The 25707-nt window shown below is 60.0% G+C and carries 24 protein-coding genes; 9 read left to right on the top strand and 15 right to left on the bottom strand.

Annotated features, from left to right (window positions below; all coding sequences use genetic code 11):
* Nucleotides 1-42 precede the first annotated feature (42 nt).
* From QQJ96_RS17190 to QQJ96_RS17170, 5 genes are read right to left on the bottom strand one after another with little or no spacing between them, the layout of a single operon-like run.
* Entirely contained in the window at nucleotides 43-2367 is a 2325-nt protein-coding gene (locus QQJ96_RS17190) for a hybrid sensor histidine kinase/response regulator (RefSeq protein WP_284333251.1), read from the bottom strand.
* A gap of 5 nt (nucleotides 2368-2372) precedes the next feature.
* Nucleotides 2373-3842: a CHASE3 domain-containing protein gene (locus QQJ96_RS17185; protein ID WP_284333250.1), complete on the bottom strand. Its 1470-nt coding sequence runs from the start codon at nucleotides 3840-3842 to the stop codon at nucleotides 2373-2375.
* A 40-nt stretch (nucleotides 3843-3882) separates the two neighbouring features.
* The gene (locus tag QQJ96_RS17180; protein WP_284333249.1) at nucleotides 3883-4524 is read right to left on the bottom strand and encodes a chemotaxis protein CheW; all 642 of its coding nucleotides are present in this window, start codon (nucleotides 4522-4524) and stop codon (nucleotides 3883-3885) included.
* A 14-nt stretch (nucleotides 4525-4538) separates the two neighbouring features.
* Nucleotides 4539-5975: a CheR family methyltransferase gene (locus QQJ96_RS17175; protein WP_284333248.1), complete on the bottom strand. Its 1437-nt coding sequence runs from the start codon at nucleotides 5973-5975 to the stop codon at nucleotides 4539-4541.
* Nucleotides 5972-6439 (bottom strand): chemotaxis protein CheW, encoded by a 468-nt coding sequence (locus QQJ96_RS17170; RefSeq protein ID WP_284333247.1) that lies wholly within the window; start codon nucleotides 6437-6439, stop codon nucleotides 5972-5974. The genes QQJ96_RS17175 and QQJ96_RS17170 overlap by 4 nt, the downstream gene beginning before the upstream one ends.
* Before the next feature lie 453 nt (nucleotides 6440-6892).
* Here QQJ96_RS17170 and QQJ96_RS17165 point away from each other — a divergent pair, with 453 nt between their 5' ends.
* Nucleotides 6893-7717: a ParB N-terminal domain-containing protein gene (locus tag QQJ96_RS17165; protein ID WP_284333246.1), complete on the top strand. Its 825-nt coding sequence runs from the start codon at nucleotides 6893-6895 to the stop codon at nucleotides 7715-7717.
* A 192-nt stretch (nucleotides 7718-7909) separates the two neighbouring features.
* On the opposite strand, the gene QQJ96_RS17160 is transcribed toward QQJ96_RS17165, so the two are convergent.
* Together QQJ96_RS17160 and QQJ96_RS17155 are read right to left on the bottom strand one after the other, a co-directional pair.
* Entirely contained in the window at nucleotides 7910-9760 is a 1851-nt protein-coding gene (locus QQJ96_RS17160; RefSeq protein WP_284333245.1) for a hypothetical protein, read from the bottom strand.
* A 466-nt stretch (nucleotides 9761-10226) separates the two neighbouring features.
* Nucleotides 10227-10607, bottom strand: a complete 381-nt coding sequence (locus QQJ96_RS17155; RefSeq protein WP_284333244.1) for a hypothetical protein — start codon at nucleotides 10605-10607, stop codon at nucleotides 10227-10229.
* Between the two features lie 115 nt (nucleotides 10608-10722).
* Between QQJ96_RS17155 and QQJ96_RS17150 the strand changes: the two genes are divergently transcribed.
* The 3 genes from QQJ96_RS17150 (at nucleotide 10723) to QQJ96_RS17140 (ending at nucleotide 14734) form a co-directional block, all read left to right on the top strand.
* Nucleotides 10723-11004: a hypothetical protein gene (locus tag QQJ96_RS17150; protein WP_284333243.1), complete on the top strand. Its 282-nt coding sequence runs from the start codon at nucleotides 10723-10725 to the stop codon at nucleotides 11002-11004.
* An 825-nt stretch (nucleotides 11005-11829) separates the two neighbouring features.
* Nucleotides 11830-12531 (top strand): YceI family protein, encoded by a 702-nt coding sequence (locus QQJ96_RS17145; protein WP_284333242.1) that lies wholly within the window; start codon nucleotides 11830-11832, stop codon nucleotides 12529-12531.
* Between the two features lie 406 nt (nucleotides 12532-12937).
* Nucleotides 12938-14734: a CHASE3 domain-containing protein gene (locus QQJ96_RS17140; protein WP_284333241.1), complete on the top strand. Its 1797-nt coding sequence runs from the start codon at nucleotides 12938-12940 to the stop codon at nucleotides 14732-14734.
* Between the two features lie 32 nt (nucleotides 14735-14766).
* On the opposite strand, the gene QQJ96_RS17135 is transcribed toward QQJ96_RS17140, so the two are convergent.
* The 3 genes from QQJ96_RS17135 to QQJ96_RS17125 all read right to left on the bottom strand — a co-directional run bounded on the left by QQJ96_RS17135 (nucleotide 14767) and on the right by QQJ96_RS17125 (nucleotide 17235).
* Nucleotides 14767-15195, bottom strand: a complete 429-nt coding sequence (locus tag QQJ96_RS17135; RefSeq protein ID WP_284333240.1) for a hypothetical protein — start codon at nucleotides 15193-15195, stop codon at nucleotides 14767-14769.
* A 122-nt stretch (nucleotides 15196-15317) separates the two neighbouring features.
* Nucleotides 15318-16154: a TolB family protein gene (locus QQJ96_RS17130; RefSeq protein WP_284333239.1), complete on the bottom strand. Its 837-nt coding sequence runs from the start codon at nucleotides 16152-16154 to the stop codon at nucleotides 15318-15320.
* 439 nt (nucleotides 16155-16593) lie between these two features.
* Complete coding sequence (locus tag QQJ96_RS17125; RefSeq protein ID WP_284333238.1) at nucleotides 16594-17235, bottom strand: hypothetical protein; 642 nt, start codon at nucleotides 17233-17235, stop codon at nucleotides 16594-16596.
* 58 nt (nucleotides 17236-17293) lie between these two features.
* On the opposite strand from QQJ96_RS17125, the gene QQJ96_RS17120 reads away from it, so the two are divergent.
* The 3 genes from QQJ96_RS17120 to QQJ96_RS17110 all read left to right on the top strand — a co-directional run bounded on the left by QQJ96_RS17120 (nucleotide 17294) and on the right by QQJ96_RS17110 (nucleotide 20364).
* Nucleotides 17294-18301, top strand: coding sequence for a LysR substrate-binding domain-containing protein (locus QQJ96_RS17120; RefSeq protein ID WP_284333237.1), 1008 nt, complete (start codon nucleotides 17294-17296; stop codon nucleotides 18299-18301).
* 191 nt (nucleotides 18302-18492) lie between these two features.
* Nucleotides 18493-19677 carry a right-handed parallel beta-helix repeat-containing protein gene (locus QQJ96_RS17115; protein WP_284333236.1) on the top strand — a complete coding sequence of 395 codons (1185 nt, stop codon included), beginning with the start codon at nucleotides 18493-18495 and terminating at the stop codon, nucleotides 19675-19677.
* Nucleotides 19678-19977: 300 nt separating this feature from the next.
* Nucleotides 19978-20364: a VOC family protein gene (locus tag QQJ96_RS17110; protein WP_284333235.1), complete on the top strand. Its 387-nt coding sequence runs from the start codon at nucleotides 19978-19980 to the stop codon at nucleotides 20362-20364.
* Between the two features lie 7 nt (nucleotides 20365-20371).
* Here QQJ96_RS17110 and QQJ96_RS17105 read toward each other — a convergent pair whose 3' ends face one another.
* From QQJ96_RS17105 to QQJ96_RS17095, 3 genes are all read right to left on the bottom strand, one after another.
* A complete protein-coding gene (locus tag QQJ96_RS17105; protein ID WP_284333234.1) occupies nucleotides 20372-22093 on the bottom strand; it encodes a cytochrome c biogenesis protein DipZ in 1722 nt (573 codons plus the stop codon).
* 86 nt (nucleotides 22094-22179) lie between these two features.
* Nucleotides 22180-22938, bottom strand: a complete 759-nt coding sequence (locus QQJ96_RS17100) for an alpha/beta fold hydrolase (RefSeq protein ID WP_284333233.1) — start codon at nucleotides 22936-22938, stop codon at nucleotides 22180-22182.
* A 126-nt stretch (nucleotides 22939-23064) separates the two neighbouring features.
* Complete coding sequence (locus QQJ96_RS17095) at nucleotides 23065-23376, bottom strand: putative quinol monooxygenase (RefSeq protein ID WP_284333232.1); 312 nt, start codon at nucleotides 23374-23376, stop codon at nucleotides 23065-23067.
* 106 nt (nucleotides 23377-23482) lie between these two features.
* On the opposite strand from QQJ96_RS17095, the gene QQJ96_RS17090 reads away from it, so the two are divergent.
* Nucleotides 23483-24445 (top strand): GlxA family transcriptional regulator, encoded by a 963-nt coding sequence (locus tag QQJ96_RS17090; protein WP_284333231.1) that lies wholly within the window; start codon nucleotides 23483-23485, stop codon nucleotides 24443-24445.
* 37 nt (nucleotides 24446-24482) lie between these two features.
* Here the strand turns inward: QQJ96_RS17090 and QQJ96_RS17085 are convergent, their stop codons facing one another.
* Together QQJ96_RS17085 and QQJ96_RS17080 are read right to left on the bottom strand one after the other, a co-directional pair.
* Nucleotides 24483-24848: a hypothetical protein gene (locus QQJ96_RS17085; RefSeq protein ID WP_284333230.1), complete on the bottom strand. Its 366-nt coding sequence runs from the start codon at nucleotides 24846-24848 to the stop codon at nucleotides 24483-24485.
* Nucleotides 24848-25156, bottom strand: a complete 309-nt coding sequence (locus tag QQJ96_RS17080) for a PadR family transcriptional regulator (RefSeq protein WP_284333229.1) — start codon at nucleotides 25154-25156, stop codon at nucleotides 24848-24850. Before QQJ96_RS17080 ends, QQJ96_RS17085 begins: the two co-directional genes overlap by 1 nt.
* Nucleotides 25157-25347: 191 nt before the next feature.
* Between QQJ96_RS17080 and QQJ96_RS17075 the strand changes: the two genes are divergently transcribed.
* Nucleotides 25348-25698, top strand: a complete 351-nt coding sequence (locus QQJ96_RS17075; protein WP_284333228.1) for a hypothetical protein — start codon at nucleotides 25348-25350, stop codon at nucleotides 25696-25698.
* Nucleotides 25699-25707 lie beyond the last annotated feature (9 nt).

Raw genomic sequence — 25707 nt, 5'->3', positions numbered from 1 at the left:
CTGGAGCCCTTTGCAGAATCGGCCGGAACGGGTCTGGCGGCGTCACACCAGTCTCTTTACCGCATCCAGCAAGTTGCTCTGGTCAAAATGGCTCTTCACAATGTACGCATTGGCACCCACGTCGATTCCGCGTTCGCGGTGTTCGCGCGACCCTAGTGCCGTCACCAGCACCACCGGCAAGTCGGACAGTTGTTTGTCGGCGCGCAATTTGGCGGTAAGGTCAAAGCCATCCATGCGCGGCATTTCCACGTCGGACACGACCAGGTCGAACTTACCTGTCTTGAGGGTGGTGAAACCGTCTACGCCGTCTACCGCCGTACTGACCCGGTAGCCGGCCGTCTCCAGGATGCCCTTCAGCAGGGAGCGGGAGGTGATCGAGTCTTCGACCACGAGTATCGCGCGCTTTTCGACCGCTTCGCTGTTATCGCCTGAAAGCTTGCCGCTCGCGGCGCGTGACGTGGACATGTGTCTCGTCGCTGATTTCAGCAGGTCGGAAACATTCAACACCGGCACCACCTGTCCCGTGCCCAGTACGCTCGCACCGGCGACATTTCGTACACGTACCAGCTGACGGCCCAGCGGCTTGACCAGCACTTCGTGCTCGCCAAGGATCTCGTCCACGCGAAACGCCATCTTCATATGGGCCATTTCAATGACCACCACCAGGGTACTGGGCTTTGGCTGTTCGCCTGCACGTGATGGCGGCATCTCCAGCACGTCGCCTAGTCCCACCAGCGAAACCGCCTGCGCATTCACCGGTATCGTTTCCCGATTTTCCACAGTGCGGATCGCGTTATTGGCCAAGCGCATGACGCGTTCGATGTGGATCGTTGGAATGACAAAAAGCTGGCCACGTTCGCGAACGATCAAACCGTGGAAATTGGCCAGCATCAAGGGCAGGACGATGCGAAAGACCGTGCCGGCATCGCGGTGGGATTCAATGGCGATACTGCCGCCGAGCTTCTCGACCTTTTCGCGCACGATCGCCAGACCCAGGCCACGGCCGGAAACGTCGGTGATGATGGGACTGGTACTGAGGCCTGATTTGAAAACCAGCGCCATGGCCTCCTGCTCATCCATGCCTGCTCCGTCCTGCGGGGCCATGGCCCCAAGCTTGCCGGCCGCGGCCTTTACCGCCGGCACGTCGATGCCCGAGCCATCGTCGGCGACGACTACCTCGACCTTGCCGCTGTCCTTCTGCGAGATGGCCACCGTAATGGTGCCGTGCGGCGGCTTGCCTTTGGCGGCACGCACCGCCGGTGTGCCGATACCATGATCGATGCCATTGCGCAGCAGGTGAATGAGAGGGTCTTTCATCGCATCCAGGATGCGCCGATCGATCTCGATATCGCCTCCCTGCATCATCAGTTCCACCGCCTTGCCTTGTTCGCGCGCCAGGCCACGCACAAGACGGGGAAATCCCTCCAACTGCGACGAGAACGGCAGCAGCTGCATCTCTTTGCAGTCGCGCAACAGGCTGTCACCCATGCCGGTCAGCACACGCTGATCGTGCGCCGTGGATCGGCTGAGCCTGGCCAGATGATCCTCCATAACTTTCAGCTGCACTTGCTCGCTATCCAGATACTCCAACAGCTTCAACAGCTCCTGCTTGCGGCTTGCCGCACCATTGAGGATGCCGTGGTCGCTGCCTTCCCCCGCTACACCTCGCGAGGAAGCCTGCAGCGAATGCTCGATCACGCGCAAGGCGGGCTGCAGCCGCGCCCGCTGCTTCTTCCACGACGCCAGCATCGACACCGCCTCATTCAATTCCAGCAAACGTTGGCTTGCGGCCAGGCGAGGTACCAGCAGCTCCTCTGCGTGGCGCATCACGGTATCGAGCTTCGCGATGGCAACACGCACTGTTCCAGGCGTGACATTGGGAACTACGTATGACATTTCGGCCGGGGCTTCCATGGCGGAGTCATCGGGCTTTGCTCCATTCGTGGACGCCCCCTTCAGCGCGTCATCGAGCCGCCGCGCCGCGGCCGCCGCGAGTGGCCGGCGCTGCTCCAGCAGGGCCATGTCCGAAAGCAGACGGCCGATCGTGTCCAACGACTCGTGCAGGAGATTGAGCAACGAGGGCTTAAGCTCGAGCCGCCCCGCTTTCAATGCAGCCAGAATGCTTTCCAGCGGCTGGCACACCAGGCCGATGGGTTCTAGATTGACCGCCTGCGCGGCCCCCTTGAGGCTATGCGCACTACGGAAGATGGCTTCGATCAGGCTTTGGGATTCGCCTGACGAGGCCTGCTCCAAACTCAGCAAGCCTGATGACATCGACTGCAGATGCTCGCCGGCCTCGGCCCGGAACGTCACCCGTAGACGTTCCAGCAGATCGTCGCTCTTGTTGTCGGTTGGACGCCTGGTCATGGCCGTTACACCGCCGCGCGATGGCTTCCGATCAAATCACCGAGGCGCAGCCCCAGCTGATGCAGGCCTTTGGCCGCTTCTTCGGCTTGGCGCGTGCCCGCTACGTTTTGCGTGCTGGCCTGCTTGATGCTTTCCATCGCGACCACGACCTGATCCATGCCCACCATCTGCTGTTGGCTGGACGCGGCGATTTGCGTGGCCGCTTGCGCCGCCTCGGTAATATTGTCGGCCAGCAGGCGAATGGATTCGCCGGTATCGCCGGTCTGCCTTACGCCAGCCTCCACCGCTTTGCTGCCTTGCTCGGTAGCAAGCACAGCGGCACTGGTCGCTTTCTGGATGTCGCCCAGAATGGTGCGCACCTGGGCCGTGGCCTGCTTGGACTGGTCGGCTAGGCTTTTTATTTCCTGCGCCACCACCCCGAAACCCTTGCCTTGCTCACCCGCCTTGGTGGCCTCGATGGCGGCGTTGACCGCCAGCAGGTTCGACTGCTCGGCAAGGCCGTTGACCGTGGCGATGATCTCGCCGATCGCCTGGCTTTGCTCGCTCAGCCGCACGATGCTGTCCGCGACGGATTCCATTTGCGTCTGAATGCGATGCATGCCCTGCACGGTGTCGTCCACCGCGGTGCGGCCCACCGTGGAGACATTCGATGCCTTCTGCGCACTGTCCAGAACATAGCGCGCTTTTTCGGTGGTGAGCTGCGCCGTCTGTTTTACTTCTTCCACGGTAGCTGTTGTCTCGCTGACGGCGGTAGCCGTCTGGACGACGCTGGAGGCCAGTTGAGTGGTGGTGGCAAGGATTTCCGACGCGGAGGATGCCAGCCTGGAAATGCCGTCCCGAAGCTCGTGGGTGATCGTGCGTACGATCACAAAGCCCAGCAACGCCAGGACCGCGCAAGCAATCGGCACGCCGTAGACGATGGTGTGAATGGCAGCATTCGACTTCACATTGAGGTCGACATCGCGCTGATCCAGCGTCGCCTTTTCCTGGCGGCTCATATCCGCTATCACCGTCCGTATGTCGTCCATGGCCTTTTTGCCCTTGTCGGTTTGCACGACCTCGATCGCGGCCTGAAGCCCCTTGGTCTGCCGCAGCGCGATGGTTTCCTTGAGTTCGGCGAACTTGGCATCGATCAGCGCGTGGAGTTGATCGAGCTGCCGTTGCTGCTCGGGGTTGCTGCCGACAAGGTCTTTCAGGTTCTGCAAGACCTTGTACGCATTCACGGTTGCCGCATTGTAAGGTTCAAGGTAGCGGTCCGCGCCAACGATCAGGTAGCCACGCTGACCCGTCTCCGCATCCTGCATGGTGGAAAGCGTAGCGGAGAGGTTATCGATCACCTGGTAATCGTGCGCGCGCTGTTGCACCGCCTCCACGTAGCCGCTGGCGTTCCGGTACGAAGCAATGCCGAGTACGGCAATGATCAGTAAGGCAACGGCATAGCCGACAGCTATTTTTGCCCCAACGGTGAGTTTCATATCGCCCCCATGCCTGGTTGTTGGAGTAGCCCGATTCGACTCAACTTTCGCGTACCTGCTCGTTCACTACGATGCCCGCGTCGGACAACAATTTCCCGCCATCGAGAATCGCCACGCAATCGGCGGTCAGGCCCTTGAGATAGCTTTCGCGGATTCCCGTGATGGCCGGCAATGCCGGTTGGATGTCGGCCACCCGGATCTTGTCAGCCCTGGTAACCGCATCGACTAGCACACCAAAACTCATGTGTTCAGATTCGAGCACGATGAGCTTGTTGAGATCAGGCAGCCCTATTTTTGGCAGATCGAAAAAGACCCGGATATCGATCACCGAGATGATCTCGCCCCGCAGGTTGACGACACCAAGCACGTGTGGCGGCGTGCATGGCACCGGAGTGAGATTTTCAAGCGGATAGACCTCGCGCACGTAATGCGATTCGATCGCATAACGCTCGTAGGCCAAATGAAATTCCACGACCTCGATACAGGCCTCGGCGGCTTCATCAGGTGTCTGAACCATGGCCAGGGCTTGCGCCCTTGACGCGAGCACCCTGCGACTGTCTTCGAGCGTTGGCTTCCAACCGGACTCGATCACAGCCAGCGCGGCCGCGAATTTCCTTTCCATGGCGGCATAGTCGAAACGAGCGGTCGAAGGCCGGCCCGACTTGGTATTTTCGCCCTGCATCCCATCCTCCTCCTTCAAGCGTTCACCGTTTCGATTCCATCGAGACTTGCCAGCAATGCCGCGACAATTTCCGCAAGACGTCCGGCATTGAGCCCATCGGACTCGGGCACCACTTCCTCCCCTGAAAGGCAAAGCAGAAGGTCAAGTGCATTTTTGAAAGATCGCCTTGCTTCGCGCGGGCGTCCGGTCGATGTATAAAGATTTCCCAAGGCCATATGGGCCAACACAAACGCAGGATCCAGATACAAGGCATGCTTCAGCGATTGCGTGGCCTGGTCATATCGGCCCTGCTCCTGCTGGATGACGGCCAGCAAATAGCGGGGAATCGGGTCGACCCGATTGGCCGCAATAGCGGTTTCGCAGCAGGCCGCCGCTTGGGTCAATTTTCCTTGATTGGCGTAGTCCCTAGCTTCCTGGCAAGACACCGGCTCGATGGCCGGGACAGCCGGTATCGATACTGCCGCTTTGCGCGTTTCGGTTTGCTTTACATCCGGAGCCTTCGCTGCTCTGTTGCCGAGTGGGTGAGGCAAGGAAGCTGCTGCGAACTTTGGGGAAATCCTCGCCGGCGATGGTATCGACGCCCGACTACTCTCATCGGCACGTTTTTGATAAAAGATCGCGCCGGGAAATTCCACCATCTTCAAGCCCTGGCGTGGCTGCACCCACGTCTCGGCAGGTGCGACGATCAGCCATCCGCCGTCAACCAAGGCATCCTGGAACTTCTTGCAAACCCGCTCCGACTGATCCGCCGTGAAATACTGCATTACGTTGCGACAGATGATTATGTCCATGGCGTTGGTATTGTTCGTCATGGAGGGATAAATGTCGTCGGCCAGATTCAGATACGAAAACGACACGTATTTCCGGATGCCGGGCTTTACTTCGTAGCGTGACTCGGAAACACGTCGAAAGTACCCCGTCATGGACTTTGCCATGCCCGATGTGCTGCGGAACGACCAGCGCGGATACACTGCTGCCGACGCCTTGCTTAGAAACGCAGGGTTTATGTCAGTAGCAAGGATAGCTAGATGCCAAGCATGGGCATCGGGAATGAGCCGGTCCAGCAGCATGGCGATCGAATAAGGCTCCTCGCCCGTGCAGCAGCCGGCACTCCAAATGCGCAGGCGCCGCTCATTTTCCATTCGCGCATGAATCAGCTCCGGCAATACGTTCATCTCCAGGGCCTTGAAGCAACACTCGTCGCGGAAAAAATACGTTTCGCCGATGGTCAAATAGCTGGCCAATGTCTCGATCTGGCTGCGCGTGGGCGGCGTTGACAACAACCAATTGGCGCAGCTTTCGGCGCTTGGCAGGCCAAACGCCGGGGCGGCGGCGGCAATGCCACGCTCAAGGTCGCCGCTGCGTTCCACCGGAAAATTCAAGCCCATCGAACTGGCAAGCCAATCGCTCAGCTGCGACAAGGTCTGCCTTGGAATGGTCGTCCGCATCATGGCGACTGATTCGCTTCCAAAGCGTTGTCCAGGGACTCTTCTTCGTCCAGGGACAGAAAAGCATCGAGGTCGTGCAACAGCACCAGGCCGTCGTCAAGCTGGATGACGCCACGCACGTAGTCCATGGCCGGCAGGATGGTCCCGGCGTGGGTCACGTCGCAGGTAGCGCACTCGATCACATCGGTGACCGTATCGACCCATAACGCCACTAGTCGTCGCCCGGTATGCGCAAAAATGATCCGGTCGCCCAGACTGGCCTCCCGCTCCGGCAGGCGAAAGCGTCGACGTACATTGAAGACCGGCACGATCCGGCCATGCAGGCTTACGATACCCAGGACAACATCGGGAGCTTTGGCCAAGGGCGTCACGTACACCGCGTGTACCACCCTTTCGACCGCGGTCAGATACAGGGCGTAACGGTTCTGGTCGAGCAGAAAAACGACATAGTTTTCCCTGTCGCGCATTTCGATCGCCCCCAGGAAGTCGACCTAAAGCCATGACACCGCAATGACGTTTTCAATCCGATCACTGCTCCGTGACCGCCCCTTTTCGTCGCTACCGATGCCGGATGATCATCGCGACCCGCGCATCGCTTTGGCGATGGCGTCATGGACGTTATACTTCTGTGTACTGACGTTCAATCACTTTGGCGCTGACCGCACAATGTCAGTAAAAATGTTAATGAAATGTGCATATTGGGTCTTCAATACATGAAGGTCATGGACCGGCCCGGTAGGCTGGGATGGCAACCCCAGCATCCTGCTGCTGCCTGAAATGCCGGGATTGCCATCCCAGCCCGCGATTCATCAACGGTGTCAAGCCGACGAATGATGCCCGGCCGTCACGGTGTTCCCTTCCCAGCCCGGCCCATTACAATGCGCGCCCTTTTCTGCTGATACCGGACCGCGCGGATTTTGATGGACATCGTCGTCAACCAAGAACTCAAGGCCTACATCGACCCTCTGACGCCGGAGGAACACGAGTCGTTGGAGCGCAGTCTGCTGGCGGAAGGTTGCCGCGACGCCCTGGTGCTATGGGGCAACGTGCTGGTGGACGGGCACAATCGCTACGGCATTTGCCAGCAGCACGGCTTGCCGTTCCAGACCGTACAGAACCCCCGTTTCCAGTCGATTGAGGACGTGCATCTATGGATGATCGACCAACACCTGGGCCGGCGCAGCGTGTCGGATTTCCAGCGTGGCGTGCTGGCGCTACGCAAGCGCGAGATCCTGGCGCAACGATCCGCCGTCCAGGTTGCGGCAGCCCCTGAGCCTGCCACCGAGCACGAGGGCGAGGCCGCTTCCGCCGACGAACCGGCCACGGCCGCCGCCACCGAGCGCCCGCCTAGCCGAGAAGCGCTCGCGCGCGAGGCCAAGCTCAGCGGCAATCAAGTGGCACTGATCGAAAAGATCCAGAAGCAGGCGGCCCCCGAGGTCGTGGCGGCCGTGCGCTCGGGCGTGATCTCCATCAATGCCGCGGCTGCGGTGTCGAGCCTGCCGGAAGAGGAACAGCGCGAAGCCGCCCTGGCGGGCAGCAAGGAACTCAAGGAGGTGGCGCGGCGCGTGCGCGAATCCAAGCGCAAGGAAAAACCCGCCAAGGAGCCGATCACGGCTTCAGCCGAGCCGGGTATCGACGACGATGCAGACGAACTGACACGACTGCGCCGGCAGGTCGCCCAGCTGCAAGAAGAAAACGCGGCGCTGCGCAAAGAGCTGGCCGATTTGCGGGCTGCGTCGGCGTGAATAGCGCCGTGGACGGCAGATAGCGCGTAGGCTGGGATGCCAATCCCAGCTTTTCCATACGGCATCCCGATGCTGGGATTGACATCCCAGCCTACGCGCTTGCGGCAGTTTTTGCGTTCACCGCGAGCTTGCCCTCTCCCTCCCCCACTACACATAGGGGAGGGAGCAAGGAACATTCATCGGTCCAAAGACTCAGAATCCGAGAAGCGAGATACGCGTCGCCCAATTGCCCAGAGCACCACGCGTTCCGCCGCATTGACCGATCGGAGAGGTCAAGTATTGGGCCAAGGTGCACGTTTGCGCGATGTACTCGGACGCGATCCAGATCGAGTTGCCGTCAACCACAGCCGCTCCGTAATCGCCCCAACGCGGGCCGCTACCGAAGAATGGAATGCCGGTAAAACCGTCCCAAGGACCGGCGCCCGCCGCGGCGACATGCACTGGGCCAGCACCGGTCTTCGCATCGAAGCTGGCGTAGCCGGCACTCGGATAGTCGTTGGGGCCAACCACGGTGAACGCGATGACACCGTTTCCGTTTTGCTTGATGGCCGCCGCGCCATAGGTCAGATTCGCATCTGGCAAGGCCAGCGTGTTGTTGGCAGAGACGAAGCCGGTGTTCGGATTGATGACGTAGTAATCGATGCCCGAACCATGACTGCTGTCAGCCAGCAAGACATCGGTATCCAGCGTGCTCCAGAGCATGCCGTTGGCGTAGCTCACCTGCTCCATGCGCGAATCATTCACCGCCAAGGCGCGCGGCCCAGGATAGACGTTGGTCGGATAGCCGAGATAGGTCGGCGCGCAACTGGTTGCAAAACAGTCGAGCAAGGGCGTATCGCCTGCCTTCTGCTCGGCCAGACTGGTTGGTACGGCATACTGTTGCACGGTCAGCGACGAGAAATTCAATGTCACGTTCGCAGGCATGGTATCGATAGCCCGCGTGTTCGACACCGACCATAACCAGAGGTTGTTCGACGTGCCAGCATTGCTGAACACGGCGTCCGAGCTAAGGAGGTACTCGGTTCCACCATGTAGGCTGGCAAAATGCCCACCGGACGCGATGGACGGTATCACCGCAAATCCCTCCACCGAAACGGCCGGACTGCCCGTGTTGAACAGCACTACATTCGCTGATGCTGCGCCTGAGGCCAACGCGTGCTTGGAGACGACGTAGATCTGCGCGCCGTAAAAAGCCGAGCCGAACAAGGAGAACTCGTTGGTGGTCAGGAAGATCGCGTTGGCATCGGCACCCATGTGGGGATAGTCGCCCAGGCAGAAGCCGAGATCACAGCCGTGATCCGGGGTGCCTTGCGTGCCATTGTTTTGCACGGGCAAGCTGTAGATGATCCAGCCACCGGTCGGATCGGAGGTCTTGCTGACCGCGAGGTCCAGGTGATTGGTGCCGGCCAGAAACGGTGTCGTGCCGATATGATCGAGCGTCAACGCAACCTGGAACCAACGCTGCGTCGCCGCATCGAAGTAACAGGAGGGGTCGGTGATTTCAGGTCCATACGCAAGAGTGCCGCGATTGATCGCCGCCGGGTAGCCGTAGAACGTATTGAGATCGACAGGCCCCACCAGTTCGTTGCCCGAACGGTCATAGATCGACAGTACGTCGTTGACACTCTCCATGACGAAGCCGTTGCCGGCACACAAGCCTTGATCGGGCGGTTCCACCGAAAACTGGTTGCCGCCATTGGCAAAACGCTGGTCGAAGAAGTTGAGGCCGTCGAAACCGCGCAGGAGCCCAGGGTTCGACTTGGCGCGCGTGGCATTGCCGATCCTGTTGCTGCCAGCGTGACCATGCGCAATGCTGCGATTGACTATCTGCTTCAATCCCAGACCGTTGGCATTGATTGAATCGGTATCACCGCCCGTCATGGCCGGGTCCAGCTCCAGGTTTGTCAGCGGCGCGCCCCCAAGCAGCGTGGTCGTTGGTACCGTCGTGCCCCCTCGTTGCAGCTTGAGAACGGTTGGGGTCGCACCCATGGCACAGGTAGCGAACGCCATCACCGCCACTGCGAAGAGCAGTCGAGTCTTCATATCGGTGGTCTCCTGTCTGTTACGTTAGGTGACCGCGCCCCCTTGTGAACGTCGACGTGGGCGGTGCCGATGAGCGTTCGCGCAAGTACGCATACTTGTTATATGCGCCCGGTTACGATACGCGCTTTCGTAATGGGTCGCCATCGTTCATGCAATGGCTACGATTTTTTTAAACGGGCAACCGTCGATCCCAGCGCGCATTTATCCAAGCCATGCACACGCAAAACAAAAGATCGCCCCTTCGACTTTTCGATAGGGAATGGCCTTCAAAGATTATCGAGATTCGTCAATAGAGACTTGGCGCGCTTTTCATCGAAATGGAACTATCGGTAATAAGAAATGCCTGGCGATAGCATCTTTCAATGAAATGGAACGCGTTGGCAAACGAAAATGCGAACAGGCTCGGCCGTGGTGATTGCCGCCAGCTGGATGCAAGAGCAACAGGCCGTTCGGGCCAAACTCATCCCTAGCACGCCCCCTGGAACCAGGCATAAAGCATCGCACCCCGAACGTTCGTCGATTCGGTACGGGACAAGGCCCGCAGCATTTCACGTGAATAGTCCAGCACGGCAGCTATATCCTTGGCATCTATCGCACGCATGGTGAAATCCATCGCACTTCCTTGCGCGGGTACGATGCCCGCGGCTTCCTTGGCCAGACCGACCATGCCTTGGATCGACATCACAGTGTCTTTCGCTGCATACAGCGGATTTATTTTCGATGCGGCCGCCAGGTACTCCTGCGCGCAGTCTCCCAGTTTATAGAGCGTCTCTACGTTCAATGGTTGACGAGCCATCGCAGCACTCCAACTTGCTTGCGTGAGCCTATGGAAGTCGTCGGCGCCCATGGATCAGCCGAGCTTGATCGACATATCAGCTTAACCTGACCTCTACTTCAGGTGGAATAACATACGCACCATATCGTTGCGCTAGCCATAGATCAGTCAGGTTGGAGGGCGCATTGTGAGAAGCCTTGCCGCCGCCAATTCCGCCTTGTCGATCGCCGATCGGCACATTGCCGAGGCGCGGCTGTCGATCAACCATCAAGCGTACAGGGTCAACCAATGGAAGGAATGGGGATGCGACGCGACGCTGCCGGAGGAGCTTTTACACTTGATGCAGGACGCGCTCGACGCCTTTTTGGTGCATCGAGGCTTGATCATCGATGAGATCAAGCAACATCAAGTGTGGTGTTGGCTCAAGGAAGAGGCCCCAATCTGCGCAGCCGAAAAGCCTCGCGCCTAGCCCCTATCCCATGAGTGGCGATAGCCATCATTGGCTGTTGCGCAATGCCTGGCTGGCGCCAGCAGGTGCCTGTTGGATTGTTTCCCTGCATACCCAGCGGATTACAACGATATCCATTTGATACTCCGGGTCAACGCAAGCATCCCATAGCCCTCTGCGGCCACCTTCCTGCAGCACCTCCGAAAGCGATACAGATGCCATTCCCGGCAGGCACCTCAAATGACTTTTTAAAAGGAGTTCGGCAAAGGGAGCCGAGATGGTAAAACCACGCCACGTTGGCGAGTACGGGGCGTACGCCACAAATAGGTGTGCTATCGAGTGCAGGAGAAATTCCAAGTCCAAAGGACTTCCCTCTCTAAAGAGGACCCGTCAGCCCGAGTACAAAATTTAGTGATGATCCGTGAAAAAAAAGTGTAACCAGCTACGCGCGGATCAGCTTCCATTTAGGTGTGACGGCCTTCCTGATGGCCAGCTATACGTACGAGATTTAGAGGGAAAGTTTAGGGTTGGAAGCCATGACTTATGGCATGGATGCACGCAAGCTAAGCGAAAGATAATGACCCAGAGATCACCGTGTAGGCTGGGATGGCAATCCCAGCATGGCTTGCGCGGCATGCATGGTGATGCTGGGATTGGCATCCCAGCCTACGCAGCGCAGCCATGACCGTGCCCAGGCACCATGGCATACGGGGGAAAATGTCGATTTCGCAGGCAATCGTTCGTTGCATGGATGGCGGAGTGCGCGACTGAGCGCATGGCACGCGGAACCGTAAGGGGCGCAAGCCGCCAAGCGGGATACTTCAACTTGATACGGAATCCTTCGTCATGAACAACAACACCGTCCCAAAAACTTTGCAGCCGTTGATGGTAGGCGCGGTTGCCATCCTGCTCGGCATGCCTTGCACAGCATCCCACGCCGCCGATTCGTCCACGCCACCCGCCATGACGGCACCGCCGGCCGGGGCGTACAGCATCGACAAGGCTCACGCGAGTCTGCAACTTCGTGTCAACCACATGGGGTTCTCGACCTACACCACGCGATTCAGCCGCTTCGATGCCACTTTGACGTTTGATCCGCGCAACATCCCCTCCTCCAAGCTAACGGCCACGATCGATGCCGCTTCGCTGCAAATGGATGCGGCGCCGAAGATGTGCACGGATATCGTGGAAGGACCCAAGCTCCTGGATGCCGCCCAGTATCCCGATATCGTCTTTAGCTCGGAAAAGATTCGCATGACCGGCACCAAGAGCTTCGAAATCATGGGTAGCTTGAAACTGCACGGGGTCACCCGCCCATTGATGCTAACCGCCACTTATAACGGTGGTTATCCAGGCATGCCTGACATGGACCCGCACGCGCGCATCGGATTTTCCGCCCATGGCACCTTCAAGCGCTCCGATTTCGGGATGGGCTACGGCGTACCCGCGCCGGGCACCACCATGGGCGTAGGTGACTTGATCGACGTGACGATCGAGGCCGAGTTCACGGGTCCCGCGCTGGCGGGTGCTGCGGGCAAATCGCACTAGCATCCCTAGGCCATCCGGATACTGTCGAGTCCGTTTGCTTGCTGCGCATTTGACCATCTTTTATCGTAGCGTCTGGAACAGGGCCGATGGCTGCGCGGTATCGCCAGCGATCATACATGCAACCCAGCCAGCAGCAGCATTACTGCTGGTGGCTGTGGTTCATGCAACGCGATCGAACACAGCCATCTCGGACGCATGGATCAGCGGTCTCGACGTTCCACTTTCCAACGCAATACCGCCTACCTTTGGCTTGAACCACGCACATCGATGCGTGGCTTCCGGCTGAACAACGGCGCGTTGGTCAGTCATCGTTTTTCAAGGGACCGTTCATCTCTTTACGTAACTCACGTACGTGCGTCTGCTTGGTTGCATTATGGCTGTTGTACAAAGAATCACGATCGTTCGCATGGAGATCCTGGCGGGATTTCTGCTCTTGTTGCAGGCTTGTGCACTGGCGATCCTTGCATCCGTCAACAGTGCCCATGCCTTTCGCCTTGCCAGCCAGTCGCTTGAAGCACGCCATGCCATCGAAAAACTTTCCAACGAAGTCAAAGATGCGGAGACGGGACAGCGGGGTTATCTGCTGACCGGGAAGTCCGACTATCTGGTTCCCTATCATGGCGCCGGCAAGGAATTGGACCAGACCTGTTCGCGGCTACAGACGCTGATGGCCCGCACGGATACCCAACTGCGGATTCTGGACCAGTTGCATGCCGTCATCGGCCAGAAAATGGCGGAGCTGGAACACACGATCCAGCTCTACGATACCTCCGGCCCGGCAAGCGCCCTGGCCATCGTCAACGATGATCATGGCCTGGCCTTGATGACGCAAATCCGAGCACTGGTTCGTCAACTGGATGATGGCGAGGAACACCTGGAGCAGAGCCGCCTGCAACAGTTCCATCTCCAGCAACAGATGCTGGTTGGCGCCATCATCGCCTCCACGCTGGTTGCCTTCCTTCTGGGCATATTCGTCATCCGGCAAGGAGAACGGCAACACACTGAGCTTGCCTTGAAGAACGCCGTGCTCAAGGAGCAAATCCATCAACAAGCGGCCACCGAGGCGCAGTTGCGGCACGTGCAGAAAATGGACACCCTCGGGCAACTGACGGGTGGCATTGCACATGATTTCAACAACATGCTCGCGGTGGTGGTCGGCAATCTGGAAATCGCCCAACTGCGACTGGAGCGAGGCGTCGGTGACGCCGGAAAATTCATCGGCAACGCCCTTTTGGGCGCAGGCAAGGCGGCCGACCTGACCAAGCGGCTGCTGGCGTTTTCCCGGCGACAGGCCCTGCGCCCTACTGCCGTCGACGTCAACGCCTGTGTGCATGAGATGTCCACCATCCTCACTCGCACCCTGGGGGAAAACATCGCCATCAAGTTGGACCTCGCCGACTTGTCCTGGCCGGCGTATGTGGACCGGACTCAGCTTGAAAGTGCGATTCTCAATCTGGCCGTAAACAGTCGTGACGCCATGGACAGCCGTGGACAACTCATCATCACAACCGCCAATGCGAGTTTCGACCAACAACATGCCGGGCAAAACGAAGGGATGCTGGCGGGCGATTACGTAATGGTGTCCGTCGCTGACACCGGCCAAGGCATGACGCCCGAGGTCATGCAAAGGGTGTTCGAGCCTTTCTTCACGACGAAGGCCGTCGGTCGCGGCACTGGCCTGGGCTTGAGCCAGATCCACGGCTTTGTGCTCCAATCCAATGGCCACATCGCCATGGAAAGCACACCTGGCGCGGGCACCACCATCAAGTTGTATCTGCCTCGCGCGCCCATGGCGAATAACCACCATGGGGAACACGCAGACACCCCGGTTTCGGCGCTCCCGCATGTCGTCCTGGTGGTGGAAGACGACCCGGACGTGCGTGAACTGGCGAAAGGTGTGTTGGAAGAGCTGGGTTACACCGCCCTGGAAGCCGATGGCGCCGAAGCGGCAGAACAGGTATTGAGGGAGCACCCGGAAGTTTCGATTTTGTTGACGGACGTGGTGATGCCCGGCCCCAGCGGCGTGACCCTGGCCAGGGAGATGACCAAGCGCTATCCGGAGCTGCGGGTCCTGCTGATGAGTGGCTATCCGCGCGACATCATCGATCGCACCCAGCGTAACGATCAAACGCGCCTTTTGGCCAAGCCGTTCACCATCCGGGAGCTGGCTGAAGCACTACGGGCGACCTTGAACGACGACTGACAGACCGATTGGCAGCGCGAGACGCAAGCTACTCACCGGTGGGAAATCATGTCCATCCGGGCCCGATGCGTTCGCACCCGTCGCGGATTGAGCTTGGGCTTCAGGCCGGGGCGAGTCGACCAATGCCTGAGGCAAAACCAGTAGGCCGCTGAAATGCCCAACATCAACAGCGCGAACAGGCCGCTTTCGCCACCGTTCCTGAGGAACATGTCAAACATGCCGAGTGCGGCGAGGATGCCGAGAAACAGGCAAAAATTGGCGGCCCACTTGATCTCGCGTCGTTCCGGCATGCCTTTTCGATAGATCATCGCCGGAATGAGCACCACCAGGGATGCTCCGATCAGCGACAGGACGGCGACCAGCACAAGCTGTATCACCATGAGGCTAAGAGAAGTGTTCTGCATGGGGGATCCTTCGGGACCTCCGAGGTCGAAGTGGGCTACCAGGGCAAAACTGCTCATGCGGCAGCACACAACCAAACATGCACACCAAGCCGTTAGCCGAACGTCATGATCGTTTGAAGGCACCGTCCATGAGTCGGTTTGCATACATAATGCAATGACATGCCGTTAGCGCGCTTGCCTCAATGCGGGGCGATGTATGCGTGCAACGGAACCTGAAAAATCCGGCCATGAGTCTTGCTTTGGGTCGCGTCATCCGCTTGGAAATAGAGGGTCTTGAGGTCGGGACTGAGCCGGGCCTCGATCCCTTCCAGGTGGGGATCGAGCGCTTGCGGCTCGGTCCACTTGCCGTTTCGCTGGAAAGCGACGAAGAGCAAGGACTGATCCTGCGCCGCCGGCGCGCGGTTGGCCGAGAAGACCAGAAACGATTCGTCGGGAGCGACCGCCACGTCGTAGCCCGGATGAGTCCCATCACTGATCGATAGCGCGACAGGTGTCTCGAAACCATTGCGCTTGGCCTGCGCGCGATACACATGACTCTTCCTGGTCACCGGATCGGGCTGGTTGAAGTAGATACTGCCGTCGGCGGCGACAGCGGGCGAATAGATCGCCGAATTGCTGTTGATGACGTCCGGAAGCCGCATGGGTTCGCCCCAAACGTCGCCTTTGCGATCGACCCGCCAGATATTGCCGCCCGCGCCAGGTCGCGTTCGCCCGCCAAAATAGCCATCCAGGGGCGCACCGCCCGCCTTCGTCGGTCGGTTGGAAACGAACACGAGGTAAGAGCCGTCCGGCGCCATGGCCGGCTCGATGTCACGCCATTTACCCGAGAAGGGCGCGACTTGGGGTTTGGACCAGACGTCGTTGCGTAACCTGGCCATCATGATCGAGATGGCATCGTCCCGGTGGGTGAAGAACACCGTCTTGCCGTCGGGCGTGAAGGCGGGCGCCGAATCGCTGCCGCTTGGCCATACGGCCTCGGGCTCGAAAAGACTGACCTGCGCCGAGGCTTTGGTCACTGGTACCGCTTGCCCGGGTGGCGTTATTGCCTTCGCCGGCAAAGTACCTAGTGCCAAGAAGAGTCCTGCGATGGGAAGCTTGCGCAGGAAGTCTAGGTCCAATGAGCGATTCGACATGCGAGTCTTGCCCCGGATCAGCGTTGGGAAGGAAGGTCGGCCAGCGGTCTTGCACATGGCTGTTCAACCTTCGCAGAGCTGACATGGAGGGACAAGAACGACGGGACGGAGCATCCTTGGCATGGGGTGAACGGTATCCCGCGCACCGCGAGCGGCAGTCGTAGGCTGGGATGGCAATCCCAGCTTCCCCCGCGGATTACCGGATGCTGGGATTGCCATCCCAGCCTACGCCCTGCGATCAAGTATTGAACTTTCCCCGAACAGCAGCGAGTCCTCGCTGGATGACGACTCGCCTTAAACTGGCGTCCGATCCGTATGGACCTTACCGCCTGGGACGTCCGTCATCGCATAGCTCGGCACGATCGCCGCGCACGAAGTCCGCGATCCAGTTCGTTTCCCAGGTGCGGTTGTCGTAGGAGAACGCCTGTTCCCACTTCGCATGATCGTGATCGAGCAGGGTCCAGAGGAAGCGCACCTTGACCGGTCGGCCTTGCGCGTCGTGATCCGGGCCATAGAACTCGCCATGGCTGCCATGGAAACCGCCGACCATGGCCGGCATTTCCAGGATCCCATCGCGGCTGCTGATCCAATAGATCGACCACTGATGCTTGGCCGGATCGAAGGTGCGCACCGTCAGACCTGCAGCGCCTTTGCTGGGCATGTCCACTTCATCCACCGTAGCCATGCCGCCGAGGTAAGGCGTTGCGCAAAGCCTGGAGGGAAACTCATACCACTCTTTGCTGCCGACGCCGGTGGCCTTGAGGCGGTGCTGGGTGGCGTTCCAGCCGCTGCCCATGAAGTAGTCGAAATCGTGCATGGTCCCGGTCACCCCGGTCGAATACCCCGGAGGGAGTGCGCCGGGATCGGGCTGGGTCGCATCATTCGCGGCGGCCGCCGCCGCGGCTGTAAAGACGAACGGCACAGCGAGCAGAAAAGCATACGGCTTGCAAGTAAACAGCGTCATTCTGGACCTCCAGTGTCGGGCGATGAGAGGATGCAGCCAGGTCATTCTGGCCCTGCCCATGAGCCACCCACCACTCAAGAATCGGCGTCGAGGCCAAGTTTCACTTGGGGTCGCCGATTACCGGCTGCCGTCGCTCACGGCAATCCGCGCCTTCGAAGCCGCCGCACGGCTGGGTAGCTTTGCCAAGGCGGCTGCCGAGCTGGACACCACTTCCGCATCGGTCAGCTATCACGTGCGCCGCCTGGAACAGCAGATCGGCGTGCAGTTGTTTGCACGCCACGCGCAGAAGGTGGAATTGACCGTGCCCGGCCAGCTGGTGGCGACGGAGGCCACCCAGGCTTTCGCTGCCTTGCGCGCCAGCTTCATCAAGGCCTTCGACACCGAGGAATCGCACCTCACCTTGACCACCCTGCCCACCTTTGGCACGACCTGGCTAACGCCCCGGCTGGGAAAATTTCGTGCGCGGCACCCTGAGATCACCTTCGAGCTTGACGTGTCGGTGCCCGCACAGGACCTCACCGAAGGCCGCTTCGACGCAGCCATCCGCAATGGCCACGGCCGTTGGCCCGGGCTGCGCGCGGTGCCACTGTTTCCGGCCATCTTCATGCCGCTTTGCGCACCTGCGCTGAAAGACGCCGCGCAACACATCGCCAACCCGCATGCGCGGCTGGAAGTTCCCCTGCTTGGCCGTCCGGACTGGTGGGCCGCCTGGTACCGCGCGCAAGGCTGCCGCGATGACACACTCCCGGGCGAGTTCGGCACCAGCCTTCCCACCGAATATCTCGATATTGCCTCGGCGGTTGCGGGACACGGCATCGCGATCGGCTCGCCGATTCTGTTCCGCGCCGAAATCGACGCCGGCAGGCTCGTGCCCGCGCACGACTTCGTCGCCACCGATGGCCGCTCGTTCTGGCTGGCGTTTCCCAGTGCGAAGGAGCGTCGCCCGAAGATTGCCCGCTTCCGCGAATGGCTGTGCGAGGAAATCGAAGCGGATCTGCGCGCCGCGCGCGATTACATTCGCCGGGCAAAACCGGGCCAGTCCATTTCCCAGTTAATATCCAAATAGACGTATAAACGTCTATTTGACAATCCACCCAGACAAAGACGCCCCGCTACAGCGGCTCAGCATACAAAAAAACGCATACGAATAGCGTTATTTCACAAACTTGAACCCCAGCCAAATTTTCACGTTTGCCAATTCACCTGTGAATGACGCACCTTTCCCGCGCCATTCACACAAGAGAGGCGATTTCAGGCGTGAAAATTAAGTATGCGCAGCAATGCGAACAGGGGTCTTCCTTCCCATATTCGGGCCTATCCATACGACGCAAATTCAACCGCAAGCTGTTGGCATCCGCTGCAGCGCTTGCGCTATCGGCTGTAACCCTGCCGGCTTTGGCAGGCAATTGGTGGACGGCGACACCCAACGTGTCGATCGGTTCGGCAGTCGTGAACGTCCGTCAATTCGGCGCCATGGGCAATGGTTCCATGGACGACACCAAGGCCATCCAGGCCGCCATTGATGCCCTGCCAGCCAGCGGCGGCACGATTGTGGTGCCGGACGGCACCTACATGATCAACGCCCTCAAGGGCATCAGCTTGCGCTCACACACCCGCCTGTCGCTGCACAGTGGCGCGGCGCTCAAGGCAATCGGCAACGACGCCAGGCGCTACTGGGTGGTGAAGGCCTGGAACGTCAACAACGTGGAGATCGAAGGAGGCGGCATCATTGGCGATCGCTACAGCCATCGCGGCAGCGCCGGTGGCGAATGGGGCTATGGCATCAACATCTCCTCTTCCGACAAGGTCTACGTACATGACATCACGATTCAGGATTGCTGGGGCGACGGCCTGCTGATCGGCGCGCTAGGCTCAGGCCATGGCATGGTGGAGTCGACCAATGTGACGTTGAACCGCGTCAAGTCGAAGAACAACCGGCGCCAAGGCATGTCGATCACCCCTTCCAACCACGTGTATGTGGTGAACAGCAGTTTCACCGGCACCCACGGTACGGCACCGCAGTCAGGCATCGACATCGAGCCGAGAGCGCAAGGCTGGGTCTCGCAGGTGCGCCTGGAAAACACCAGCCTGTCGGGCAACGACGGCAATGGCCTGGAGGTTCACCACAACGTGGACGCGCTGACCTTGAACAAGGTAACTGCCGAGCATAACAAGGGCTTCGGCGTCTACACCGGCGGCCCGAAAAACCTGACCATCGCCAACAGCAAGCTGAGCGAGAACAACCTGTTCGGCGTGTCTCTCTCTGCCGACACCAGCTACGTGAAGATTGCCGACAACACCATCAACTACAACGGTGATGCGTGGTATTACGCGCATGGGCAGTCGATCTTCACTCCGGGCACGGCACCGCGCGACATCGATATCGCCAACTCGACGAAATATGTCACGCAGTCAAACAACCTTCTGTCTCCGATGAGGTAACGTGCAAGGCCGCATGGGTCGACGACCCGTGCGGCTTTTCTCCGATGCAGGGGCCGCTACGGCGCCCCCTCATGACCGCCGTCATCGCGCGGCCTATCCTGCCTTCGAAGCCAAGCCAAGCGCCGCTCCCCAATCGACGCTATGATCCCCCGGCCATTGTGCTGCTTCAGCCAGAGGGGAATGTTCATGTCTATCGGACCCGACCACTCTCAGCTAGCCAACTGGCGGGCATTGGACAAAGCTACTCAAGCGTTAGGCCACGCATAACCGGCGTCTCCATTCGCCTATACGGGAGCAACCATGAAACGTGTCACTGGCATCGGTGGGATCTTCTTCAAATCCAAGGACCCCAAAGCCCTTGGCGCCTGGTACAAGACGCACCTTGGCGTCGACGTCCAGGATTGGGGTGGCGCCGCGTTTCGCTGGAACGGACCGGACAACCCGGAAGGAGTTGGCACAACGGCCTGGGGTCCCTTCGCCGCGGACACCAGTTATTTCGCCCCAAGCTCGGCGACCTTCATGATCAACTATCGTGTCGAGGATCTGCATGCCTTGTTGACGGCACTGCGCGCCGAAGGCGTGCAAGTCGAGGAGAAGGTGGACGAATCCGAATTCGGCAAGTTCGGCTGGGTGGTCGACCCGGACGGGAACAAGGTCGAACTCTGGCAGCCGCCGGCTGGGAAGTAAGCAAGACTCAGCCAAAGGTGAACGCATAAGCCTGTACGCCAGGATCGAGGAAAATGATTTCGAAGCTGCGCTCAGAGTTGCCGTTGGCCTGTCGTACTAGCTGGTAGAGGCGCTGGGTGGTGACGGTACCGTTGCCATTCGCATCGGTATCCACACCATGATCGGCGCCGGGCGCCTTACCGTCGAGCAGTACACGAAAACGTACCGGCTTGTCTTCGCGGCCGGGGCCTAAGACCAGGTGCAAGTCGCGGCCACGGAAGCGATAGACGATGCGGCCTAGGGCGCCGTCGAGCCGCGCGTTTTCGTCGCTCACCGTCCAGTGTCCGTCGAGCCCCCATTGGTTGACCTTCAGTGCCGGCGGTGCCTGGTAGATCGAGCTGCTGTCCTGAGCTACCTGACCGCCGGCAAAGTTGTCGGCGCGCGCATAGCCCAGGTAGGTTTCTGGCGAGAGATTGGCGCCACCGGAGCCGGTAGCCTCCGCGCCCCGCGCGTTCGGATGTACGTAACCGCCAGGCAAGTTCTTCTGACCGGCTTCGGTAAGCAGCTGGCGAATGACATCCTCACTCTCCTGGTAGCCACCTTCGCCAAAGTGGTGGTGGCGGATGTGGCCTTGCGGATCGATAAAGTAATGCGCAGGCCAATACTCGTTATCGAAGCCTCTCCAGATGACATAGTTGTTGTCGAGCGCGACCGGATAGTCGACGCCCAGATTCTTGACTGCGCTCGTGACGTTGCCCGGCTCTTTCTCAAAGGCGAACTCGGGCGTATGCACGCCGATTACCACCAGGCCATGATCCTTGTATTTATCCGCCCAACCACGCACGTAAGGTAGCGCGCGGATGCAGTTGATGCAGGAGTAGGTCCAGAAATCGACCAGCACTACCTTGCCACGCAGCGACTGCGCCGTAACGGGCGGACTGCCGAGCCATTGAGCGGCGCCGTCGAGCGAAGGCATGTCGCCTTCCACCGGCAATGGCTCACCGCTTTTGACGGCAGCTTGCACCGCAGGCACAGGACGCGCCGCATCGACGAGCTTCTGTTCGAGGCCGCTGGTGCTGGCCAGCGATACGCGAGTAAGCAAGCCAGTATCCAGCCCCAGGGCGATGGCTGCGACGCCGGCCAACACCAACACACCCAGGACGCGACGCGCCCATTCGCCGGCGCCGAGCGAGCGCTTCATCAGGGCGAACACGCGCCCGCCGATGACAAGTGCCAGCGCAAGCGATGTAGCGGCGCCTGCCGCGTAGGTGAGCAGCAACAAAGTGGTCTGGACACTGGCGCCTTTGAGCGCCGCTCCAGTGAGCAAGAGGCCCAGGATAGGCCCCGCGCACGGCGCCCATAGCAGTCCAGTGGCGACGCCCAGGCCTGCTGCCGAGAGCACCGAGTCATTTTCGCCACCCTCACGCTGGGAGAGCTTGTTGCCCAGCGCGACAAACGGACGGCTAATCCACTCGGCCACATGACCTGAAAGCAAAGTAAGACCAAGCACGGCAAGCACGGCCAAAGCTACGATACGGCCGTATTGGTTGGCGTGGACGGCCCAGCCGCCACCGACAGCGGCCAGCGTGGCGACCACGGCGAAAGTGAGCGCCATGCCCGCCAGCATGGGCAGTCCGTTACGCACGAACGGACGGTCTGCCCGCGCAAAGACGAACGGCAGCACCGGCAGGATGCAAGGACTGAGGATGGTCAGTACGCCACCCAGGTAAGCAAGGATCAGTAAAAGCATACGGGCGAACTCCTTGGTGGATGCATGGGGCGATGCAGGCATGCCGGCTTGCGCGGCGGGCATGCCTGCATCGCGGGAACCTGCGATCAGTCCGTCTGTTTTGCGGCGGCCTCGATCACTCGGGCGATCGCCGACGGCTGGGAAATGAACGAAGCATGGCTTCCAGCGACCTCGGTGACCTTCGAACCCGCGCGTTGATACATCCAACGCTGCAGCTGAGGACTGACGATGCGATCCTCGGTCGTGAGGACGGCGTAGCTGGGCTTGGTTTTCCATGCCGCCACGCTGATCGGCGCGCCCATGGCTTTCTGCGCCAATGGCTGTTGCGAGTCCGCCAGGAACTGGGCTTCCGCAGCGGGCAGGTCCGCGGCATAGGTGGCGCGGAATTTCGCCGCCGGCAGGTAGAAATACTTGTCCGGGGTCGCACGCATCGCATCGTTGGGCGCGGCGAACTTCGACAGCAATTGACCGCCGGCTTCGCCGACATCGGGCTGAAGTGCGGATACATAAACCAGCGACTTCACCTTCGGATCCGCACCGGCCTCGGTGATGACGGCGCCGCCGTAGCTATGACCAACCAGTACGACCGAGCCGGTCTGCTGGTCCAGGATGCGCCTGGTGGCATCGACGTCATCGGCAAGGCTGGTGAGCGGCTCCTGCACGATGGTTACCTGGAAGCCATCCTTGACCAGGATGTCGTGCACGGCGCGCCAGCCTGAGCCGTCCACCAGGGCACCATGGACGATAACGATGTCTTTGGCGGCCGGTTGCGGCGCGGCCTGGGCGATCGTGCCACTAAGCGCGAGCATCAATGCCAAAGCAGTCTTCTTGCGTAGGGTGAGCATTACTTGTCTCCAAAAGGGTTTGCATGGCCCGCACTTGCCCAGGCCAAAGCGGCCGGGTGAAGGCTGGGCGATCAGCGTTGGGTGCAATAAAAGCGCGCCCCGGCACCACGCCGGGGCGCAAAGAGGTCAGGCCAGTTGGTTCTTCATCGCCAGCACGTCGATTGGCTCCACCGACGGTTCGGTAGCCAGCAACTCACTGGCGCGTGCCATCAGGGCCTTGGCCATGTCGCCGTTCAGATGGGCCTGGCGGCCAGCTTCGTTGGCGAACGCGTCGAACACGCCAAAGGTCGTGGGCGACAGCTTGATCGCAAACCAGATCGGCGTTCCCGCCTCCCGGTTGGTCATTTCCAGTCCGGCGGCGAGAAAATCCGCCACCGCCTGTTCCCGGCCCGGCTTCGCTTCGAGCCGGACCAACAATCCGCATTTAACCATCGTCATTTCTCCAGGTATTGGCTTGGGTGGGGCTGCGCAGTGGGCGAAACTTTACAAACACGCGGCCCAGGCCAATACTGTCCCGATTGACATCTTTGATATCGATCGTGCCATGAAAATTACCATCCTCGCCCTGGAAGGAATGTTCGATACCGGTTTGACGACGGTGCTGGATGCGCTTGCGACAGCCAACACGCTGGCGCAATGGACTGGCATAGCTACGCCGGGTTTCGATGTCACGCTGATGGGTGTGCGGCCCCAAGTACGCACCGCGCTCGGGCTACAGGTGCCGGTGCGCGAAGTAGCCGATGCACCGGCCCCGGATTGGGTGATCGTGCCGGCGCTAGCCGACATCGTGCCCGAGCGACTGCTGCCTACGCTTGCACGCGACGATGTGGTGGATGCGCAAAGCGTGTTGCGTCGTTGGCGTGACGAGGGTGCCCGCCTTGCAGCAGCTTGTACCGGCACTTTCATACTGGCCGAAAGCGGCCTGCTCGCCGGCTGCGAAGCCACTACCACCTGGTGGCTCACGCCAGTGTTTCGCCAGCGTTATCCGGATGTGCGGCTGGACGCGAATCGACTGGTCGTGCCGAGCGGCGTGATGGTGACAGCGGGTGCAGCGCTCAGCCACCTGGACCTTGCACTCTGGCTGATCCGCAACAACAGCCCTGAACTTGCCGCGCTGGTCGCCAAATACCTGGTCTTCGATACGCGACTATCCCAGTCGGGGTACGTGATATCCGATCAGCTCGCCCATTCCGATCCCCTGGTCGAGCGTTTCGATCGCTGGGTGCGGGAACATCTCGACTCGACGCTCGCGCTCGATGCGATCGCCGAAGCATTGGGAACCAGCAAGCGCACCTTGTCGCGACGTCTCGATAGCGTGCTAGGCAAGACACCGCTTGAATACATTCAAGATCTGCGCATCGAGCGCGCCATGCATTTGCTGAAAACCAGCAAGCACAGCGTCGACCAGATCGCCGAACAAGTGGGTTACGCCGACGGCGTGACGCTACGCACGTTGCTGCGCCGACGGCTTGGCAAGGGCATCCGCGAGTTGCGTCCGCGCGAATAAGCGTGGATGCGATGGAGAACGTTCACTACCAACGGCTTCAGTGTCGCGGGCAGCCGAACTTGTTACACCCGTGAAAGACATAGAGCAGAATACGTTCGCGCTGATAAGGCTTTTGTATGGCGTATACGCCGACTACGGCGATGACCGAAGCGGCGCTTATTCCAAGTAGCGCCCTGAGGATTCTGCGGGACATGAATGTTCTCTCCAGTTCGTAGGCTGTTCGCGCCCTGATCGCAAATAGCGTGCACCCCAACACCCAAAGCAATGCGGCTCGATGCGAGCCGGCATAGGCCATCTCGTTGAGCATGGCTTCAGCCCAATCTCTACGGTGCGGCGGCAATATCCAGGTTACGAACCGAACCGCCGCAGGCAAGCGGCCTGATCTCATGTTGCTGTTGCTCATCAGGCACGCCCCGGCGACAACGGTCGCCATTTCGCCCTAGATGACTGCGCATGCTCGACCGCGTAGGCCGCCCCTTCGGCGGTGAGGCGATACAGCTTTCTGGGTGGGCGGCCCTGGTGCAGCGATGGCTCCCATTTGGATTCGACCATGCCCCGATCACTCAAGCGCATGAGGATGGGATAGAGCGTTCCGGAGGGAAGCCCGGTCTGCTCGGATAGGTCATAGCCGTGCTGCCATTGGGCACGCTGCGCAAGCAGCGCGGCGAGCAGCTGCCTGGTTTGTGTCGAGGGCGTCCGGAACTGTGTCATGCATAAAGTCTACATATGTAGATATATCAATGCAAACGCCCCCGACCCTGTTCGTAGGCTGGGATGCAATCCCAGCACTGCTTGTGCCGCATACATAAAGATGCTGGGATTGCATCCCAGCCTACATATTGGGCGTAAGCTGGCGAGGGCGCGTTGAAGTGGCTACAACGCGCAACATCAAGGAGCTTCCCATGCCGGATATGACTCTGCAGCTGGCGCTGTCGGACGCGCTTCGATACTGGGAGCGGCGACGCATCCTTTATAACCTTGTGTTGGTACTGGTCGTTGTCGCCGTGTTTCTCACCAACCTGCCCGCCTCGCGAAGCCAGCTGGGTTTCAACCTGTTTTTAGCGCTGTTTGTCTTGGCAGTGCTGGCCAATGTCGCCTATTGCGCCGCGTACATCGTGGATGTCGCCTTGCAATTTTCGGTCTATCGGGCGACCTGGCTGCGAGTGCGCTGGATGGTGCTTGCCATAGGCGTTGCCTTCGCGGCGGTGCTGGCGAAGTTTTTTGCGCACGGCTTCCTGGTTGCGGGTGACTGAACGGACAGG

The sequence above is a fragment of the Dyella flagellata genome, from assembly GCF_030160275.1.
GTDB lineage: Bacteria > Pseudomonadota > Gammaproteobacteria > Xanthomonadales > Rhodanobacteraceae > Dyella_B > Dyella_B flagellata.
This window is presented reverse-complemented; position numbering and strand designations above follow the sequence as displayed.

Bases quoted from the DNA above. Each gene is read 5' to 3' on its own strand.
- QQJ96_RS17095 (WP_284333232.1), bottom strand. From the start codon at position 23,376: ATGACGATGGTTAAATGCGGATTGTTGGTCCGGCTCGAAGCGAAGCCG.
- QQJ96_RS17160 (WP_284333245.1), bottom strand. From the start codon at position 9,760: ATGAAGACTCGACTGCTCTTCGCAGTGGCGGTGATGGCGTTCGCTACC.
- QQJ96_RS17175 (WP_284333248.1), bottom strand. From the start codon at position 5,975: ATGATGCGGACGACCATTCCAAGGCAGACCTTGTCGCAGCTGAGCGAT.
- QQJ96_RS17185 (WP_284333250.1), bottom strand. From the start codon at position 3,842: ATGAAACTCACCGTTGGGGCAAAAATAGCTGTCGGCTATGCCGTTGCC.
- QQJ96_RS17085 (WP_284333230.1), bottom strand. From the start codon at position 24,848: ATGAGCAACAGCAACATGAGATCAGGCCGCTTGCCTGCGGCGGTTCGG.
- QQJ96_RS17145 (WP_284333242.1), top strand. From the start codon at position 11,830: ATGAACAACAACACCGTCCCAAAAACTTTGCAGCCGTTGATGGTAGGC.
- QQJ96_RS17075 (WP_284333228.1), top strand. From the start codon at position 25,348: ATGCCGGATATGACTCTGCAGCTGGCGCTGTCGGACGCGCTTCGATAC.
- QQJ96_RS17140 (WP_284333241.1), top strand. From the start codon at position 12,938: ATGGAGATCCTGGCGGGATTTCTGCTCTTGTTGCAGGCTTGTGCACTG.
- QQJ96_RS17110 (WP_284333235.1), top strand. From the start codon at position 19,978: ATGAAACGTGTCACTGGCATCGGTGGGATCTTCTTCAAATCCAAGGAC.
- QQJ96_RS17190 (WP_284333251.1), bottom strand. From the start codon at position 2,367: ATGACCAGGCGTCCAACCGACAACAAGAGCGACGATCTGCTGGAACGT.
- QQJ96_RS17180 (WP_284333249.1), bottom strand. From the start codon at position 4,524: ATGCAGGGCGAAAATACCAAGTCGGGCCGGCCTTCGACCGCTCGTTTC.
- QQJ96_RS17135 (WP_284333240.1), bottom strand. From the start codon at position 15,195: ATGAGCAGTTTTGCCCTGGTAGCCCACTTCGACCTCGGAGGTCCCGAA.
- QQJ96_RS17125 (WP_284333238.1), bottom strand. From the start codon at position 17,235: ATGACGCTGTTTACTTGCAAGCCGTATGCTTTTCTGCTCGCTGTGCCG.
- QQJ96_RS17080 (WP_284333229.1), bottom strand. From the start codon at position 25,156: ATGACACAGTTCCGGACGCCCTCGACACAAACCAGGCAGCTGCTCGCC.
- QQJ96_RS17170 (WP_284333247.1), bottom strand. From the start codon at position 6,439: ATGCGCGACAGGGAAAACTATGTCGTTTTTCTGCTCGACCAGAACCGT.
- QQJ96_RS17105 (WP_284333234.1), bottom strand. From the start codon at position 22,093: ATGCTTTTACTGATCCTTGCTTACCTGGGTGGCGTACTGACCATCCTC.
- QQJ96_RS17120 (WP_284333237.1), top strand. From the start codon at position 17,294: ATGAGCCACCCACCACTCAAGAATCGGCGTCGAGGCCAAGTTTCACTT.
- QQJ96_RS17100 (WP_284333233.1), bottom strand. From the start codon at position 22,938: ATGCTCACCCTACGCAAGAAGACTGCTTTGGCATTGATGCTCGCGCTT.
- QQJ96_RS17090 (WP_284333231.1), top strand. From the start codon at position 23,483: ATGAAAATTACCATCCTCGCCCTGGAAGGAATGTTCGATACCGGTTTG.
- QQJ96_RS17165 (WP_284333246.1), top strand. From the start codon at position 6,893: ATGGACATCGTCGTCAACCAAGAACTCAAGGCCTACATCGACCCTCTG.
- QQJ96_RS17155 (WP_284333244.1), bottom strand. From the start codon at position 10,607: ATGGGCGCCGACGACTTCCATAGGCTCACGCAAGCAAGTTGGAGTGCT.